Here is a 17,760-nt window from a genome sequence, read left to right on the forward strand (position 1 = left end):
CGGATTTCCCCCTCAATCGAATATTTATAGGCTTTCATAAAAATGCTTCATCTCTTCGAACTCTTCCATATCCAGATCATCTGCCCCTACGTCTGTTGGTGTCAGTTCCTGACCGGACTGATCAAGGCAATGACGAATGGTATTCAACAGGTGTGTTTCGAAGCGGGAGAAAAGTTGTTTGACCGTGCGCTCTTCATATGCATTCCTGTCATAGGATATACGGATGCTTAATTTTCCGTCCTCCAACCGGCTATCCATATAAAGAGCATAAGATGAACCATTAATCACATCCTTGGTACCTGGTCCAATTTCAGCTTGCAGCGGCGATAGTGAAAAATAAACCGATTCCGGGTGTGGGGAGTCTATATAACGGAAACCAATTTCCGGATGACGAAAACGTTTAGAATCCGTTGGATTGCTGGCTTCGGTCAGATATCTCAATGCACCGTAGCCCAATCCGTGATTTGGAACCTGCCGAACCGTTTCCTTCACACGCTTGAGCAACAGCGCTGTATCATCCGCAGATTTGATGTCCAGTACAACTGGATACACGAACGTAAACTGCCCTACCGTTCTGGAGATATCCAGCGAATTTGTTTCAGCCTGCTCTCGGCCAGGGTTCTCCACGTAGAGTGCAATCCGTTCTTGTCCTGACCATTCAGACACTGTTTGCCCCAGTACGGACAGCAGTACTTCCTCCGGCACGGTATTATAGGCATGATTGACCTGTGTCATCAGATGCTGGGTTTCGTCAGTTGATAATTGCAGGTGGAGCTGATGTGTTTGTCTCTCCGATCCAGAATCCGTAATGACTTCATGGTCTTTGGGAAGCGTTCTCCACTCTGACAACTCTATCTTGTTCCAATAGTCCTGCTCCTTGAGCAGCTCTTTACTATTCGCATAATGCTCAAGATGCTCTGCCCACGTTTGGTAAGCGTTCGTTTTGTCCGGTAAAACAATCGTTTCCCCATCCAGAGCTTGTCCGTAGCCTGTTGCCAGATCTTCGAGCAAAATATTCCATGAAATGGCGTCAGCCACTAGTGGGTCTACAGCAAGGAAAAGATGATCTCCGCTATCCAGACGGAAAAGCCCTGCCCGAACTCGTGGTCCTTCAAACAGCCGCAGGCTGCTTTGAATCCGTTGACATTCAGCTTCCATCTGGCTGCGTGCTTCGCTTTCCGTTCCCGTAAGCGACAGTACCTCCAGCGTGATTAGCTGTTCATGCAGTCCTTTGTGAGCTTGCGTAACCGACTCGTCAGCCTGTTGTAATAAGCCAAGGCGCAGAGCATCGTGGTGCTCTACGATTTTCTTCAATGCGGCTCGCAATGGCTGCTCGTCAAAGCCCGACTTTGCCAACAGCAGTACCGACATTGCGGCAGGAAGTGCCTCGGATGCTGGATGCCGTTCAAACCCATCGAGTAGATGTCGTTGTATCGGTGTCAGTGGTACTTCTCCATCTATCGGACCTTGCTCTATCGGACGGGACAATGTTTCTGCATAGCCGCTCAGGATTTCAATGGACGGATGCTCCAGTACGTGTCGGATATCCAGCAAATACCCGTGGAGACGCATGCGTGCGATGACTTGAACTGCTTTAATCGAGTCGCCTCCGAGCAGAAAAAAGTTATCCTGAATGCCCACCTGATCGCGTCCCAAAACATCTTGCCATACGGCGGCCAAAGCTTCTTCCACATCATTTCGCGGCGCTACATAGGCCACATCCGGTCGGAATAGCTTTTCAGGCTCCGGCAATGCTTTTCGGTCGGTTTTTCCGTTCGGTGTCAACGGTATCCGATCCAGAAACACGAAGTAAGACGGAACCGAATAATACGGGAGCAACTTGGCGGCATGTTCATGAATGACCGTTAAGCTTGGTGTTTCTTCTGTATGCAATACAATGTAGGCACACAAGACGGATTCTTGCTCTTTGTTTTGATATACAGTGACGACAGCCTCTTGAATTGCAGAATGGCTCATCAAAGCATTTTCAACCTCACCCAGTTCGATCCGGAATCCACGTACTTTCACCTGATGGTCGATTCGGCCGATAAACTCCAGATTTCCATCTGCTTTCCAGCGAACGAGGTCACCCGTTCTGTACATTCGTGTCCCTATTGAAAATGGATTATCCACAAATTTTTCTGCCGTCAAATCCTCGCGGTTCCAATAGCCACGCGCCAGCCCTTCTCCTGCAATGCATAGCTCACCCGGTATACCGATTGGCTGTAATCTGTCCTGCGCATCCATGACGTAAATTTGCGTATTCGCAATGGGGCGTCCAATGTCAATCTGATTGGCATGGGTAAGTTCCTGCACTGCCGACCAAACCGTCGTTTCCGTAGGTCCGTACATGTTATAAATACGGGGGCCATTCAATTTCTGCAATGCCTCCAGCAGCCTGGGTGGAAGCGCTTCTCCCCCAACCATAATTTCCTGTAGACCTTGCAGCGCACGGGAGCCTTCCTCATGACTCAGCAGCATGTGCAGCCGCGATGGCGTCATTTGCAGCATGTCAATATGATGTGCAGTAATCAGTTCGCCAAGTGCCTGAGGATCGACCTGATGATGGCGGTCGCCTAGCACGACGGTCATTCCGCCTAGCAGCGGCAGAATCGCTTCCAAAACGAAAATATCGAACGAAATAGTGGTTAGCGATAAAATCGTTTTGTTCGCTGCAAAGTCGATCACTTCACGCATTCCTGTAATAAAATTCAGCACCGAGCGATGCTGGAGCATAACTCCTTTCGGATTTCCGGTTGAGCCAGAAGTATAGATGACGTAAGCCAGATGCTCCGGCTGAGCAGTGGCTTCCAGATTGGTCCTTTCTCCTTGATATACTTCCTCATCTTCGATAAACAGGGTGTTGGCGCTGTAATGGTGTTCTCCTACCAGATCGCGACTGGTCAGGAGCACGGCAGCCTCACTGTCACTCAGCATATACTCAATACGGGCTGACGGATATTCAGGATCGATAGGCACATAAGCGCCACCCGCTTTTAGCACGGCGAGCAGACCGATAATCATTTCCGCCGAACGCTGCACCATCAGGCCGACTAGCTTATCGGGTCCTACACCATGCGCTTGAAGTATCCGTGCCAGTGAGTTAGCACGTTCGTTCAAGTCCCGGTAGGTCAGACGCTGATTTCCGAACACCAATGCTATATGACCCGGCGTCTGTACGACCTGCTTTTCAAACTGCCCGTGAACTGTCTCATAGTGCGGGAAAGGTACGACGGTATGATTAAATTCGGTTAGCAGTAATTGCTTCTCTTCATCAGATACGATCGTAATATCGGCCAACCGCACCCCGACATCCTGCGTCACCGTTTCCAAAATTCGCACAAAATGCTCTCCCATCCGTCGGATGGTCTCCGGTTTAAACAGCTTTGTGCCATACTCCAAAGTGAAGGACAAACATTCTTTTTCCTCGGTCACATGCAATGAAAAATCCACCTTGGATATACCCGCGTTGAATTCTTCCGGTTTAAAACGAATGCCTCCTGTTTCCAAAACATCTGTGCCGACATTTTGCAAACTGAACATCGTATCGAACACCGGGTTTCGACTTAGGTCGCGCACCAGTTCCAGCCTGTCTACAAGCTCATCAAACGGGTATTCCTGATGCTCCAGTGCCAGCAGCGAGTTTTGCTTAACCTCCTGCAAAAAGGATTGGAACGCTAAAGAAGATCGCGGCTGATTGCGAAGAACCAGCGTATTGACGAACATGCCAATCATCGCTTGCGTATCCACATGCCGTCTTCCGGCAACAGGTGTACCCACGATAATGTCCTCTTGGCCAGTATATTTGCCCAGCAGGATATTATAAGCCGACAAAAGTATCATAAAGATCGTAGATTCGGTATCTTGGGCCAATTTGTAGAGTGTGTTAGTAAGTTTGGATTCCAAGGTAACGGTCAAGCTGTCACCTTCAAAGCTTTGTGCTTGTGGACGCGAAAAGTCCGTAGGCATATTTAGTACAGGAAGCTCGCCCTTCAAGGTCTGGAGCCAATATGATTCATGCGCTTGCAATGCGTCGTCAGTGATCTGCTGCTTCTGCCAAGCAACAAAGTCTTTGTAATGAAGCTGAATGTTCGCAAGCTGTCTGCCCTGATACCGTTGAATGATTTCATCTAGCAGCACGGCCATGGAGAAACCATCGGACACGATGTGATGCATATCCACTAGCAGATTGAAGCCACCTTCGATAAATTCGTACAGTTCGGCGCGGAATAAAGGAGCTGTTCCCAGATGAAAAGGCTGAACAAACAAGGTCCGAGCCTGTTTTGCTTCTTCCTTGGAAATACGGGTATATGGAATGTCGAATGGAATCGTGTCCCGAACTTTTTGTACCACTTCCCCGTCTTCCAGATCGAAATACGTCCTAAAGGATTCATGACGCAAAATAACTTCCCTAACGGCTTCAATGAAGCGGGGAACCTCCAGATCTCCCTCTATGAAAAGCTGACCGGGTACATGATAGGCCTTTCCACCTCCCAGCTGATCCAGCACGTACATTCTCTTTTGGGAAGAAGATACCGGATAGAAGGCTTGCGATTTCACAGATACAATCGGTTCGTAGTTCTTCTTTGTTCCACCCGCAATATATGTAGCCAGCTCAGCAATCGTTTGCAGCTCAAAAATGTGGCTGAGTGGAATGTGTACACCCAATTCCTTATTGACTCTCGACAGAATGACCGTCGCTTTTAGTGAATCACCACCCAGTTGAAAAAAGTTATCGTCATCGCTGATATCTGTTACATTCAGAACGTCCATCCAAATGTTCACGAGTTGATCTTCTACGCTGTGGTTCTCAGGAGCGGTGTCTGTTTTAGTCAATACACTTGCTTGTCCCGGCTCTGGCAAAGCCTGTAGATCAGGCTGACCATCCGGCAGAAGAGGAATATGATCCATAGGAATCCAAAAACGGGGCTGCGTATAATCTGGAAGAATTTCGATTGCAGCCTTTTTCAGTGCGTCTTCTTCCCATGGCTTCGATGCGTTTGCGACCACATAGGCGGTTATATATGAGACTTTTCCAGCTTCGTCCGTTTGCGATGTAATGACGCAGGACTCCAATCGGAAAGTTTGCAGCAGGTGTTTCTCCAACTGCCCCAAATTAACCCGATGTCCGCGAATGTGGATAGTCCGATTCAAATTGCCAATATGTCGCAGCTTGCCATCGTTTTCTACGTAAGCCCATTCTCGGGTCGTTCCCAACAGGCCTGCTCCTGAGGCTTGATACACCTCCCCTGCTGTCCCAACAGGTGCCAAATGCTTGTAGGCATCGAGGACGCAAAGATAGTTTCCGTTGGCGTCGGTATTTGCTGCCCATGCAGTTCGAAGTTGTTCGTTCTCCGACGCACGGAGTAAAGTCAGCGCGGAAACGCGGGCCCCTTCTTCCTCTACAATGGAATACAGCAGATTCAGGAAATATCCTGACCAGGCTTCGATAATGTTTGGCTGAAAAAGATCCGAATTGTAGTCGAAATCAAGACGTAATTGTTGCTGCGCCTCTGTCACGTTCAAAAACAACTCGTATTTGCTGAATGATACCTCATTCTCAATGAGTTCCACTTCCAGTTCATGGAATTGAAAACGCGGAATCGGTCGATCCATATTGAATACAGCGTTAATGACAGGCAAATGCCTCAGCCCCAGCTGAGCGAGTCCCGCAAAGCTGTACTTTTGGAAGCTATCCAGTTCATTCATGCGCTTTTTGACTGTTTGGACATGCTCCGTAAAAGTAGCATCAGGACGCACTTCGCTGATCATCGGAAGCAAGTTGACACAGTTGCCGATCAGAGAGAAGGCGTCCATATGGGATTGTCCTGCGGTGGGAACCCCCACCGTTACTTCCTGCTGCCCTGTCAGCCGATGTAGAAAAATCTGAAAGGCGGATAGCAGCGTTATAAAAAGACTGCTGCCTAGCTTTATGCTGGCGGATCTCAATTGTTTAACGAGCGGCGCTTCGAGCATTACGGTATGTCTGCTTCCTCTGGAAGACGGAATCTGTATTCCCCTCACCGGAGATGGCAAATGGAGGACAGGCTGCTGCTTTTCTAGCACTGCCGACCAAAAAGCAAGGGCCTCTTTTTTCCCTGCTTTCAATTGATCCTGCTGCCAAACAACGTAATTCCGAAAAGGTACTGGATCGGGAAGGTTGTAGGCAGCATGTCGAACTAGCGCAGAATAGATGTGTTCCAGTTCCTGAATGAATACACTGATTGACCAGCCATCAGCGATAAAATGATGAAACGTAAAAACACCCAGATGCTCTTCATTCGATATTTTCAGCAGATGAATCCGGAATAATGGCTCGTCTGGCGTCATGGCAAATGGGGTTTCACTGTCCTTGATCATCCATGCCCGGATATGTTGTTCCTGTTCATCTGGGCGATAACTGGTAAAATCATGAAGCGGGATTTCCGCTTTCACCACAGGAGCGAACACCTGAGTTTCCCCATCGCCGCTCATAAAGATATGTAAGGCTTCATGACGGTTTACAATGGTCTGGATAGCTTGGTTGAACGCCTGCTGCTGAAGTGGACCACGAAACCGCAACAAGGCGGTTTCGTGTAAAGATTGAGAGTCACTTCGATCTGAAACAGAAGCGAACCAAAGCTGCTTTTGCTCTGGAGTTAACGCAATAACAGTTTCTGCTGCTTCAGCCTCTGGAGGTACGGTTACAGGTACAGGTTGCTTTCCCGGCCCCGGGCCGTTTCCATTCGGGGGCGGGTCCGGTAAAAATCCCCCTTTACGCAGCTCGTTCACGCTATCCTTGACCGCTTGTACGATTCGCGCAATATCTTCCTCGGTATGGGCCGTGGACAAGAAGCAGTTTCGTCCCTCCCAGATATAGATGCCTTTGTCCAGCATGTGATAGAAGAACAGCTCCAGATCGCCTTTGAGCACGAAGCGGAATAGGGAGCCAAAGTGAACGACCTTCATAGGTACGCGTTCGTCAGTGAAATAGCTGTTCAGCTCCGCTGCTAACGCCGAGGTGCGGCTGTTCAAGCGATTTTGCAGTTGCTCGCCATGCTTCTCCAAATGATCCAGCACCGCTAAGGATGCAGCCATTGCCAGCGGATGATGGCAGAAGGTTCCTGCCACAAAGGTTCGCTGCTGCTCATGCTGCGGATAGGAATCATCCCCGAAGCTCCACGTGCCTCCGTCGATCCCGTTCATAAAGGCGGCTTTTCCGGCTACGATGCCGATGGGCAGCCCGCCACCAATGATTTTACCGTAGGTCACGAGGTCGGCTTGTACCCCAAACCACGCTTGGGCTCCTCCGGGCTGAATCCGGAAGCCTGTGATGACTTCATCAAAAATGAAGGCAGTACCCGACTGCTCCGTTATCTGGCGAATTTCCTGCAAAAAGGCTTTAGGCTGAAAATCTGGTCGGCGGCTTTGTACCGGCTCCACGATAACCGCGGCCAGTTCATGCGCATGGGTGCGGATATAATCCAGAGAATCGTCCGCCCCATAATGAAGCACGACGACATCGTCCACCATATGCTGCAAGATACCTGGAGCTAGAGGTGTCGAATGCTCCTTGTCATCACCCGCGCTCCCCAGTGCCAGCACCCCGTCGAATGTACCGTGATACGAGCCAGCAAAAATGACGACTTTAGCTCGTCCAGTGGCAGCACGTGCCAAACGGAGCGCGACCATGACGGCTTCCGTGCCGGAATTATACAGGGCAATCCGTTCCACGCCGGTCATCTTGCATATTCGCTCGGCGACCTGTCCGGCCATGTTGGACATGGGGCCGACACACATGCCGTTCTTCAGCTCTTCTTCAATTTCTTCACGAATAAAGGCTGGATTGTGTCCGAACAGATTCACACCAAAGCCCATCGTCAAGTCGACATATTCATTGCCGTCCAGATCCCAAATTTTTGAACCATCGGCGCGTTGGGATACAATTTGATACACCATTTCCTTCAAAACAGGCCGGAAACCAGCCACATTGCGGTTATTGGCGTATACGGAGCGATACTGCTGGGTGTACTGTTTGGTGCTACCCGTACGGGCCGTGTAGCGTTCAATCAGTTCTTGCAGGTGTTGTTCCTGACGGAGCGAAAGCAATTCACGTGCTTTAACATCCAGCTTTTTATAAGGCGTATACGGCTTGACTTCATTGCCTGTCTGCTTGAAAACAGCCTTTACGGATGGTGCTGGTGCTAATGCAGCCGCGACTTTCTGCTTGGATTCGGTACGGATGATCTGCGCACTTTCACTACTTGCCGGTAGCAAAACGCCCGTTTCCGGGTTAAATGGCTCGGAAGCTATTACGGATGCAGATGGCTGATGCCGGAGAACATCGAGCTGCTGTGACATCAGATATAGCTGTTGCTCCAAAATTCGCTCTACAGCCGCAGGAGCTGTAGCGATTGGAAAGCTTTGAGCCCGTGTTTGTCCAGCCGTGTCTATGGCATAAACGGATGCCGCAGCCGGAACAGCGGATTCATGAGACGGTTGGGTTAGCGGGAAAGCTGCGTGATCAACCTGATTCAGAGTTATTTCTGGACGGTTTTCCACAGATTGAACCGGGGTTTCAGCAGAAGTGAAAATGCTCACCCGCTCGGCTACGTAGCTGGCCAACAGCTCCAGCGTGGTCAACGATTCGAAAAATTCGTTCATTGGAATGTCCAGTCCGAAGGTATCCTTGATACTGTGGCGAACCTGGGACAAATTAATGGAATCCAGCCCAAGCTCCAGAAAATGTGTTTGTGGCTCCAGTTCCTCCAGACTGAGTTGGGACACGTTACCGATCATTTTTGCTAACTTTTGAAGAATAGATGATTTGTGCTGATCGGTAGCAGATGCTGGCGCTGAATACTCGTTCCCCATAATTCCAGACTCCTTTGCTTTTGAGTTTTCATGAACTGGTACCTTCTGTTCCGTTCGAATCTGTTCGGGTACGTTAATCCAGCATCTTTTCCGTTCGAATGGATACGTAGGCAGAGAAACCTTTTTATAGTGCTTACCTGCATAGAGGGCATTCCAATCGATCTGCGCTCCTTGCACATACTTAGCAGCCAGTTGCTCCAGTGATTGCAACGTGTCCAAGCTTCCAGTGACCATCTCTGCGCCACCTTTGTTATCCGCTTTCCCGGTGTATACACCTTCGACGACTCTACCTTGTTCGTGTAACTGAATCACCTTCGCCTTCAACGCATCCGCCCCTGCGGCAGTCACAGCAATCCGGTGATTCAGGTGACTTCTGCCTGTGTTAGCCGTATAGCATACATCCTGCATCACGAGTTCTTCCGCACGTCCGAACCGTTCTGCGTATCGCCCGACCAGCTCGTGCAAAGCGGATTCACTCCGCGCTGACAGGGTCAGCAGCAGTGGTGATGATCTATTGTTGCTGTCCGTTGAGGCTTGGTCTGATTCCGTCTTCGCTATATATTCCTCCAGCACCACATGGCAGTTTGTCCCGCTGAATCCAAAGGAACTCAGTCCGCTTCTTCTCGGGAAACCGTCCGTCTTCCATTCCCTAAGCTTCGTATTAGCATATACCGGGGATTCCTCAAAATGGATCTTTTGGTTTGGTGTGCGAAAATGAACGAGCGGTGCAATCTGTTGGTGCTTCATGGACAATACGGATTTGATCAAGCCTGCAATCCCAGCGGCTTCGTATAAATGACCGATATTCGTTTTGACCGTGCTGATCGCCACAAACTGCTTACGCTGTGTATGCTTGCGGAAAGCCTTGGTAATGCCGTCAATCTCAACCGGATCACCCAGCTTGGTGCCGGTGCCATGTGCTTCGATATAACTTATCGTTTCAGGATCAATCCGTGCATCACGCCACGCCTGCGAAATCACTTCTGCCTGAGCGAGGGCATTCGGCGCGGAAATACCAATCGTGCTGCCGTCCTGATTGATGGCACTTCCCTTGATCACGGCTAAAATGTTGTCACCGTCTTGTTCCGCTTTGCGCAGCGGCTTCAGTAAAACGGCTCCAACTCCTTCACCCCAGCCCGTTCCGTCCGACTGGTCGTCGAAGGCGCGTGCTCGATCATCGGAGGATTCCATGCCAATGCCCGCTTTCAGCGGCAGTAAAATCGTCTTCACTCCACCTGCCAAGGCCATGTCGCAGTCTCCGCTAAGGATGGACTTGCAGGCCAAATGCACTGCCACGAGGGATGAAGAGCATGCTGTATCAATTGTTAGCGCCGGACCTTTTAGATCGAGCAAATATGCAATTCTGCTGGAAATAATGGATGATAAATTACCAATGGCAAAGTTCGGCAGCGCTCCCGGTTCCACCTCAGACAACAAACGCTCGTATTCGAAGCTGGTTTTGGAGAAGCCGACATACACGCCGACCTTTCGGCCTGCCAGTTGCTTACCCCCATACCCCGCATCCTCAATCGTGCTCCAGGCTGTTTGTAGAAATAACCGTTGATTCGGGTCCATGAGTGAGGCTTCCCGTGGAGTCAGCTTAAAGAAGGAGTAATCGAACTTGTCTACTTCATCCAGATAGCCGCCTTCTGCAATTTGCATATTCCGTCCTTCCGTATTCAAACGGGAAATGAAATCTTCGGCATCTTTTCTTCTTTCATCGCTGTACGGGCCGATATTGTCAGCCCCTGATGCCACATTCGCCCAAAACTGCTCTAATGTTTCCGCTTGAGGAAACTTGCCTGACATGCCGATGATGGCGATATCCCGGACATTTGCTTCCTCCTTGGCCTCGGACTGTGCTGTTGCAGCCGGATCGCTGCTCATGCCCTGACTAGAGATATATGCAGCAAGCTTGGCGATGGTCGGATAAGAAAAGAAGTCCGTCACCTCAATACGAATCCCTAATTGATCCTCCAACACGTCCACAATTTGAACGAGCTGCAAGGAAGTCACTCCGATATCAAAGTAGCTATCGTCCGTCCCGATCGATTTTACATTTAAAATATCCTGGCAGATTCCAATCAGCTTCTGTTCTATCTCTCCTTGAGGCAAGACTGCACGCTCAGCTGCTTGCACGGTTTGAGTGGCCTCAGCCAGTGCTGTCAATATCTCATTAAATTCGCCCTGCTCATAACTCTGGGCTAATTTGAAGCGCTGAACCTTTCCACTGGTTGTTTTAGGAATACGCCGTATCGGAACTATATCCTGAATATTCCAGCCTCCCCGGTAATTCAGATGGCTTTTCAGCTTTTGGACAAGCGGTACAAAATGCTCTATCTTTTTCGTGTGCATCACAAAGGCAATAATACGATCCTGCCTCGTTTGCGTATCATGTACACCGCACACGGCTACTTTTCCGAGATCCACACCATCCAGTTCCTCGGCAATCCTCTCGATGTCATGCGGGTAGACATTCTGTCCGTTCACGAAAATGATATCCTTGGCTCTACCAGTAATAGTCAGGCGACCGTTCCGCATAAACCCTAAATCGCCGGTGATAAGCCAGCCATCCTCTGTTTTGACCTTCGCGGTAGCCTCTGGATTGTTATAGTATCCGGATGTCACATTTTTGCCGCGGATCTGTGTGTGTCCAATCACCCCATCTTCAAGCACCTGATTTTTTTCATCGCAAATGCGGACAGAGGTACTGGCCAACGGATACCCCAAATCCACAAAAGTAAGACACCGCTTGTCGGACTTGTCCACTTCTTCTATGGGTTCACCCACGTGTAACTGCTGCCGGTTCAAATGAATGGGTATAAAGGTGCTTTTGTCCAGAGGTGGAGAGGAAACTCCCACACTCGCCTCTGCCAATCCGTAGACAGGAAACATCGCATTTTTATTCAAACCGTGAACACTCATTGCATCCATAAACACATCACAAAGCTCCACAGATACGGGCTCCGCTCCATTTAAGATCATACGGACATTTGACAAATCCCAGTTAGCTGCTGTTTCGGGTTTATACTGATCGAGAAAAAATTTATATCCAAAATTGGGAGAGCATATTTGAGTCACCTTATGCTCCGATACTTTTTTTAGCCATAAAGACGGGCGTCTGATAAAAAGTGCCGTTGGCATAATCAACTGCTTGGCATTAGCGATCACACAGGTTAAATGAAATGCGATCAATCCCAGGTCATGCGTAAGCGGCATCCAGCCCAAATAAGCATCCTTGGAGCTCATGCCCGTTTGATTTGCGACATCCCGAATATTGTAAACCAAATTTTCATGCGTCAGCATGACTCCTTTGGGATCACCTGTAGAACCTGAGGAAAATTGGATAAAAGCTAAATCCTCCGGTTTGGGTATATGGGCAACACCTTTACTCTGATTGGAAAAATCGAATATATGGCTTGAAAAAGTCGCTTTTTTAACGGGCTCAAAGGAATCCAGCAGTTCGTGCTGGTGCGAGTATTTTTCCAACTGCTCCAATACCTTGTCATCTGCAATCATATAAGGGCGGGAAAGTGTATTCCAGATTTTAAACAATTTCATTTTATGCTCATCATTATTCCCTATGCTTACAGGAACAGGAACGATTCCACCGAGTAGGCAACCCCAAAATACATTCACAAAGGTATGATTGTCGTCGATCTGCATGATCAGCTCATCGCCAGGTTGTATCCCTTTTTCCTGTAATTCATAAAGTACCTGTGATGCTTGCTCCAGAAGTTTACAGTAGGATACGTATTCCTCTTGTTTATCACCAGAAATAAAGGTGATTCCGTTCTCATCCCGGCTTGCACGGTCATGAATGATTTCAATTAAAGTTTGAAACTGTTCCATCCTGATCCCTCCTCAATTGCTCTAGCATTACTTTCTGCTCTCCTTCGGAGACCTGTTTGGTTTGCAACACCAGGCGAATACACTCCAAAATCTCCTGTCTTTGCTCAAAAGCAGGAGGTGAACCGCTCCCTGATTCAGAGCTTCGAAGTAATTCTTCCAGTCTTCGAACAGGTAAAATAACACCCTTTCGATAATCATCTTCATTCCAATTGGCATTGGGGGTAGATACCGCCAGTGAAAGGGAACGAGCAACCCAATCACGGATTGAGAAGCGGCGTTCCAGTTCAACGCGATCCAAGTCTCTATCCACGGACAGCAATTCAATGGTAGTGCTTATTTCCTTCGCCAAATTTTTCAGCACCGTTCGTGGACCTAACTCGATGCCTTGTTCCACGCCATGATTCTCCATATACTGCATGGTTTGAATCCAGCGAACCGGGTGAGTCATTTGCAAAATCAATCCTTGACGGATGCTGTCAACATCGGGGTATGGCAGAGCGGTCACATTGGAGATCACGGGCCACTGCGCTTCATGGAAAGTGTATTTTTGCAGCTCGATGGTCAGCCTGTCCGCAGCATGCTGCATAAGCGGACTATGAAAAGGGCCGCTGACCTGCAAGCGAGTAATTTGGGCCCCCCGCTGTTCTAACTTGTCAGCTACCATAGCTATCGATGTATGATGACCAGAGATGACATACTGATTAGGCGAATTGTAACAAGCAATAACAGCAGGCTGATCGATTGGGGAGTGCAGACGACAGAATTCTTCCACGGCGTTCAACTCAGCTCCGCGAATGGCAATCATGCTGCCCAGACCGGCCTCTGCGGCTTCTTCCATGATGCGTCCTCGCTTTTGAACCAGTCGTAAAGCGTCGCTAAAGGATAGAACACCGCTACTTACCAGAGCTGAATATTCACCCAGGCTATGACCTGCTGAAAATTCAGGGATAATTCCGATTTCATGCATATAACGCCGGAATGCAATGACACTGATCGTGAGAAGTGCGGGCTGAGTATAGAATGTTCTGGATAGCTGGGTCATCGGACCTGCCATGCATAAAGCTTTCAGATCATATCCCAAAATATCAGCAGCCTCTTCGAACAAGCGATCCGCTTCTGCAAAGCCGCTATGCCACGTAGCCCCCATTCCTACATACTGAGAGCCTTGCCCAGGAAAAACCAAAGCAATGCGATTCATATCAAACCCCTTTCCTCCCCACAAAGATGTGGCAAAGCAAAAATGTTTTTACGATTCAGGTGTTAATGTACATATGTATGAAGACAATAGCTGTAGAGATAGATGTAGCAAAAAGCAACAAAACCGATTGTCAAAAAACAGTAATCGACATGTAAAAATGAGTTGGTTATGGAGTTTCCATTCGTGGTGTGATTGAGATCAAAAGTCAGATGTGTGAGTAGACTTGGAAGTGTAAAAAAACTTGAGGTATACTGGAATTCCAGGCTTGGAACCTAAAATTCAGTATCATAGATGAATGTGATGAGAAATTGTTGAGGTCATACAGGATGTTTTTCGATGTTAAGTATTAAATGAGAAATATTTTATTTATATAATAGATATGGACTCGAAAAATGTCAATATCTTTTTTAAATTCCTTTAATAAGGAAAAAATGCGATATATGAATGATTTTGTTTCAATATAAATATAAAAGTAAATTAAAGTATGTCGATATAATGTATAAGTATATTATATACACAAACAATGCCCTCTTTTGTCTAAAAATCAGGCATTGTTTGTAATTTTTAATGAATTTTTGTAAAATTTCTGTGTAGTAAGTGCAAGAAACAGATTTTGTGTTATATCTGGTGCTTGACAAACCAAATTGTAATGCGTTGCAGTCGTTCCACACGAAGCTGCGCATGTCCTTTTCGTGAAAGTTCGTGGCTTTATCCAACCCCCTTTCGGCGAACAAATCGGCTTCGTCCGTTCTTGGTGATCGAGATACGTTCATATTCCCAACGCTCGTACATGGATAGCAGATATGGATGCTTCTCCGCTGTCGCCAGTGTCACCGCAGGGGCACCCAACTGATCACGAATAATTGTGTGTTCTACTCAATTCGTTTTCTCCCGTACCCTTGGCCTGTGCAGCCGGGTCTACAGCGAACCACATCACAAACGGCAAGTCGATTATAAAATCAAGGGCTTATTTTTCGAATGGCTAACAGTAGCCTGAATGACCCCGTTAATTTCCAGCACATAGCAATCATTGTGTTTAATGTTCTCCCGAATGAGAGCAACGTCTGCCTGAGTGGCAGGCCACTGGAGTCCCAACTGCCGGATCATTTCGTACGCTTCGTAGGTCACATACTGTTCGTCTGCACTAAGTTATCTGAATGTTCAGGTAAAATCAATATCTATGTCATCAATTTTAACAACAGTCATTCCTTGATAAGGGGTTTTACGCTCCAAAAAAGTAACAGGAACGTAAAAGTCCGAATTATCTTCTTTCTTTATACCCAAATGAATGTATCTGCCACTAAAAATGTTATACAACATAAACTCAGCATCAATCATGCTTTGGGCTAACTGAGGATTAAAAATAATAATGCTAGGTTGATGTAGTAATTTATGAAGAAATGGGAAATGTCATATACGATAAATGGTTCTCTCATATCCGCCTAAGTTGGATTTTTTCAGCATTTCTAAAGTCAGTGTTCCTTGTCTTAATTTTGGAAACCCTTTTTTTCCACGATATGAAGACCCAGTTTTCATTTTATGTATGCAAAGTAAATGAGGAAGATCAAAAGTTCTAAAATGCAACCTGATGCCACGCTTTTTATGACGAATTTTATAAAGAAAAATTAAGTTACAAAGGTGCTCCTCATAAAAGATACTTCACTTATCGTCGCTTTAGCAAGCTGATTTCTCACTTTGTCCTTGTTAGCACCCATAAAATAAATGTCTTAAAACCTTTCAGATATCTTTAGGAACAAGCATAATAATCCAGTATTCTGCTATTCTTACTTTTATTTGATATGGACGTAGTACATATCCATGCTCATACATATAATAGCACTCTTTAGGCTAATAGTTCACTTTGAGTTAAGAGGAATTTCTTCAATTAAACTTGCGTCTGTATGGTGAACATTCCCTACAGCTTTAGAAACGGGATACGAGTTCATTAATCCTCAGGGTATGGCCGACATTTTTAATACATGTTCCGTTTTTGTTATTTCAATGTAAGAACTACGTCACCCATCTAGCCTACTCTTCGTCAGGACTAGGTTACTTCTATGTTATTCCTTCTTAGTTTCCATATCCTACTTTTAAACTGTTTAAATATCTAATTCCGAAAAGATAAAAGAGAGCACAGCCCATTAAGGCTGTGCTCTCTTTTATCGTGCTTGGCGACGTCCTACTCTCCCAGGACCCTGCGGTCCAAGTACCATCGGCGCTGGAGGGCTTAACGGTCGTGTTCGGGATGGGTACGTGTGGAACCCCTCCGCTATCGCCACCAAACATGAATTTGCTATGCAAATTCTTCCGTACGGTTATTCGCTTCACCACATATCGTGTGAATGAATAGCCAAGCCATGCGCTTGTTGTATGTCACTTGTACATACCTTCAAGGTTACACCCTGAAAACTGGATCCAAAACTCATTGCGTTTTATCTTTAGGATAAGCCCTCGACCGATTAGTATTGGTCAGCTCCATGCATTACTGCACTTCCACCCCCAACCTATCTACCTCGTCGTCTTCAAGGGGTCTTACATACTGGGAAATCTCATCTTGAGGGGGGCTTCACGCTTAGATGCTTTCAGCGCTTATCCCTTCCGTACATAGCTACCCAGCGGTGCTCCTGGCGGAACAACTGGTACACCAGCGGTACGTCCATCCCGGTCCTCTCGTACTAAGGACAGCTCCTCTCAAATTTCCTACGCCCACGACAGATAGGGACCGAACTGTCTCACGACGTTCTGAACCCAGCTCGCGTACCGCTTTAATGGGCGAACAGCCCAACCCTTGGGACCTACTTCAGCCCCAGGATGCGATGAGCCGACATCGAGGTGCCAAACCTCCCCGTCGATGTGGACTCTTGGGGGAGATAAGCCTGTTATCCCCAGGGTAGCTTTTATCCGTTGAGCGATGGCCCTTCCATGCGGTACCACCGGATCACTAAGCCCGACTTTCGTCCCTGCTCGACTTGTAGGTCTCGCAGTCAAGCTCCCTTCTGCCTTTGCACTCTTCGAATGATTTCCAACCATTCTGAGGGAACCTTGGGGCGCCTCCGTTACTCTTTAGGAGGCGACCGCCCCAGTCAAACTGCCCACCTGACACTGTCCTCGCACCGGTTCACGGTACCAAGTTAGAACCTAGATACGATCAGGGTGGTATCCCAAGGATGCCTCCCTTCAAGCTGGCGCTCAAAGTTCTACGGCTCCCACCTATCCTGTACAGATCGTACCCAAATTCAATATCAAGCTGCAGTAAAGCTCCATGGGGTCTTTCCGTCTTGTCGCGGGTAACCTGCATCTTCACAGGTATTAAAATTTCACCGGATCTCTCGTTGAGACAGCGCCCAAGTCGTTACGCCATTCGTGCGGGTCAGAATTTACCTGACAAGGAATTTCGCTACCTTAGGACCGTTATAGTTACGGCCGCCGTTTACTGGGGCTTCGGTTCATAGCTTCGCTCTTGCGAGCTTACCACTCCCCTTAACCTTCCAGCACCGGGCAGGCGTCAGCCCGTATACTTCGCCTTGCGGCTTCGCACAGACCTGTGTTTTTGCTAAACAGTCGCTTGGGCCTTTTCACTGCGGCCCCCTCGGGCTATTCACCCTACCGAGGCACCCCTTCTCCCGAAGTTACGGGGTCATTTTGCCGAGTTCCTTAACGAGAGTTCTTCCGCGCGCCTTAGAATTCTCTTCTCGCCTACCTGTGTCGGTTTGCGGTACGGGCACCTTCTCCTGGCTAGAGGCTTTTCTTGGCAGTCTGAGATCATGACCTTCGCTACTACAATTTTCGCTCCCCATCACAGCCCAGCCTTAACGATGTGCGGATTTGCCTACACATCAGCCTCACTGCTTAGACGG

The 17,760-nt window shown here is 47.9% G+C and carries 2 protein-coding genes, 2 rRNA genes and 1 pseudogene (1 of these 5 running past the window's edge); all 5 read right to left on the reverse strand.

Annotation, left to right across the window (positions count from 1 at the left end; all coding sequences use genetic code 11):
* Positions 1-24: 24 nt before the first annotated feature.
* Positions 25-12,705, reverse strand: a complete 12,681-nt coding sequence (locus MKY16_RS25430) for an amino acid adenylation domain-containing protein (protein WP_340957709.1) — start codon at positions 12,703-12,705, stop codon at positions 25-27.
* Complete coding sequence (fabD, locus tag MKY16_RS25435) at positions 12,680-13,903, reverse strand: ACP S-malonyltransferase (protein ID WP_340957711.1); 1,224 nt, start codon at positions 13,901-13,903, stop codon at positions 12,680-12,682. The genes MKY16_RS25430 and fabD overlap by 26 nt, the downstream gene beginning before the upstream one ends.
* A 708-nt stretch (positions 13,904-14,611) precedes the next feature.
* Positions 14,612-15,031: pseudogene (locus tag MKY16_RS26225) on the reverse strand (GNAT family N-acetyltransferase).
* Positions 15,032-16,069: 1,038 nt separating this feature from the next.
* Positions 16,070-16,186: ribosomal RNA gene (gene rrf / locus MKY16_RS25450) — 5S ribosomal RNA — on the reverse strand.
* Between the two features lie 156 nt (positions 16,187-16,342).
* Positions 16,343-17,760: ribosomal RNA gene (locus MKY16_RS25455) — 23S ribosomal RNA — on the reverse strand (it continues 1,531 nt past the right edge of the window).

Origin of the sequence: Paenibacillus sp. FSL L8-0641 (assembly GCF_038006265.1) — a bacterium.
In the GTDB taxonomy this organism is placed as follows: domain Bacteria; phylum Bacillota; class Bacilli; order Paenibacillales; family Paenibacillaceae; genus Paenibacillus; species Paenibacillus polymyxa_D.

Excerpts from the sequence above, each read along its gene's own strand:
- MKY16_RS25430 (WP_340957709.1), bottom strand. The coding sequence starts at position 12,705 with ATGGAACAGTTTCAAACTTTAATTGAAATCATTCATGACCGTGCAAGC.
- fabD (WP_340957711.1), bottom strand. The coding sequence starts at position 13,903 with ATGAATCGCATTGCTTTGGTTTTTCCTGGGCAAGGCTCTCAGTATGTA.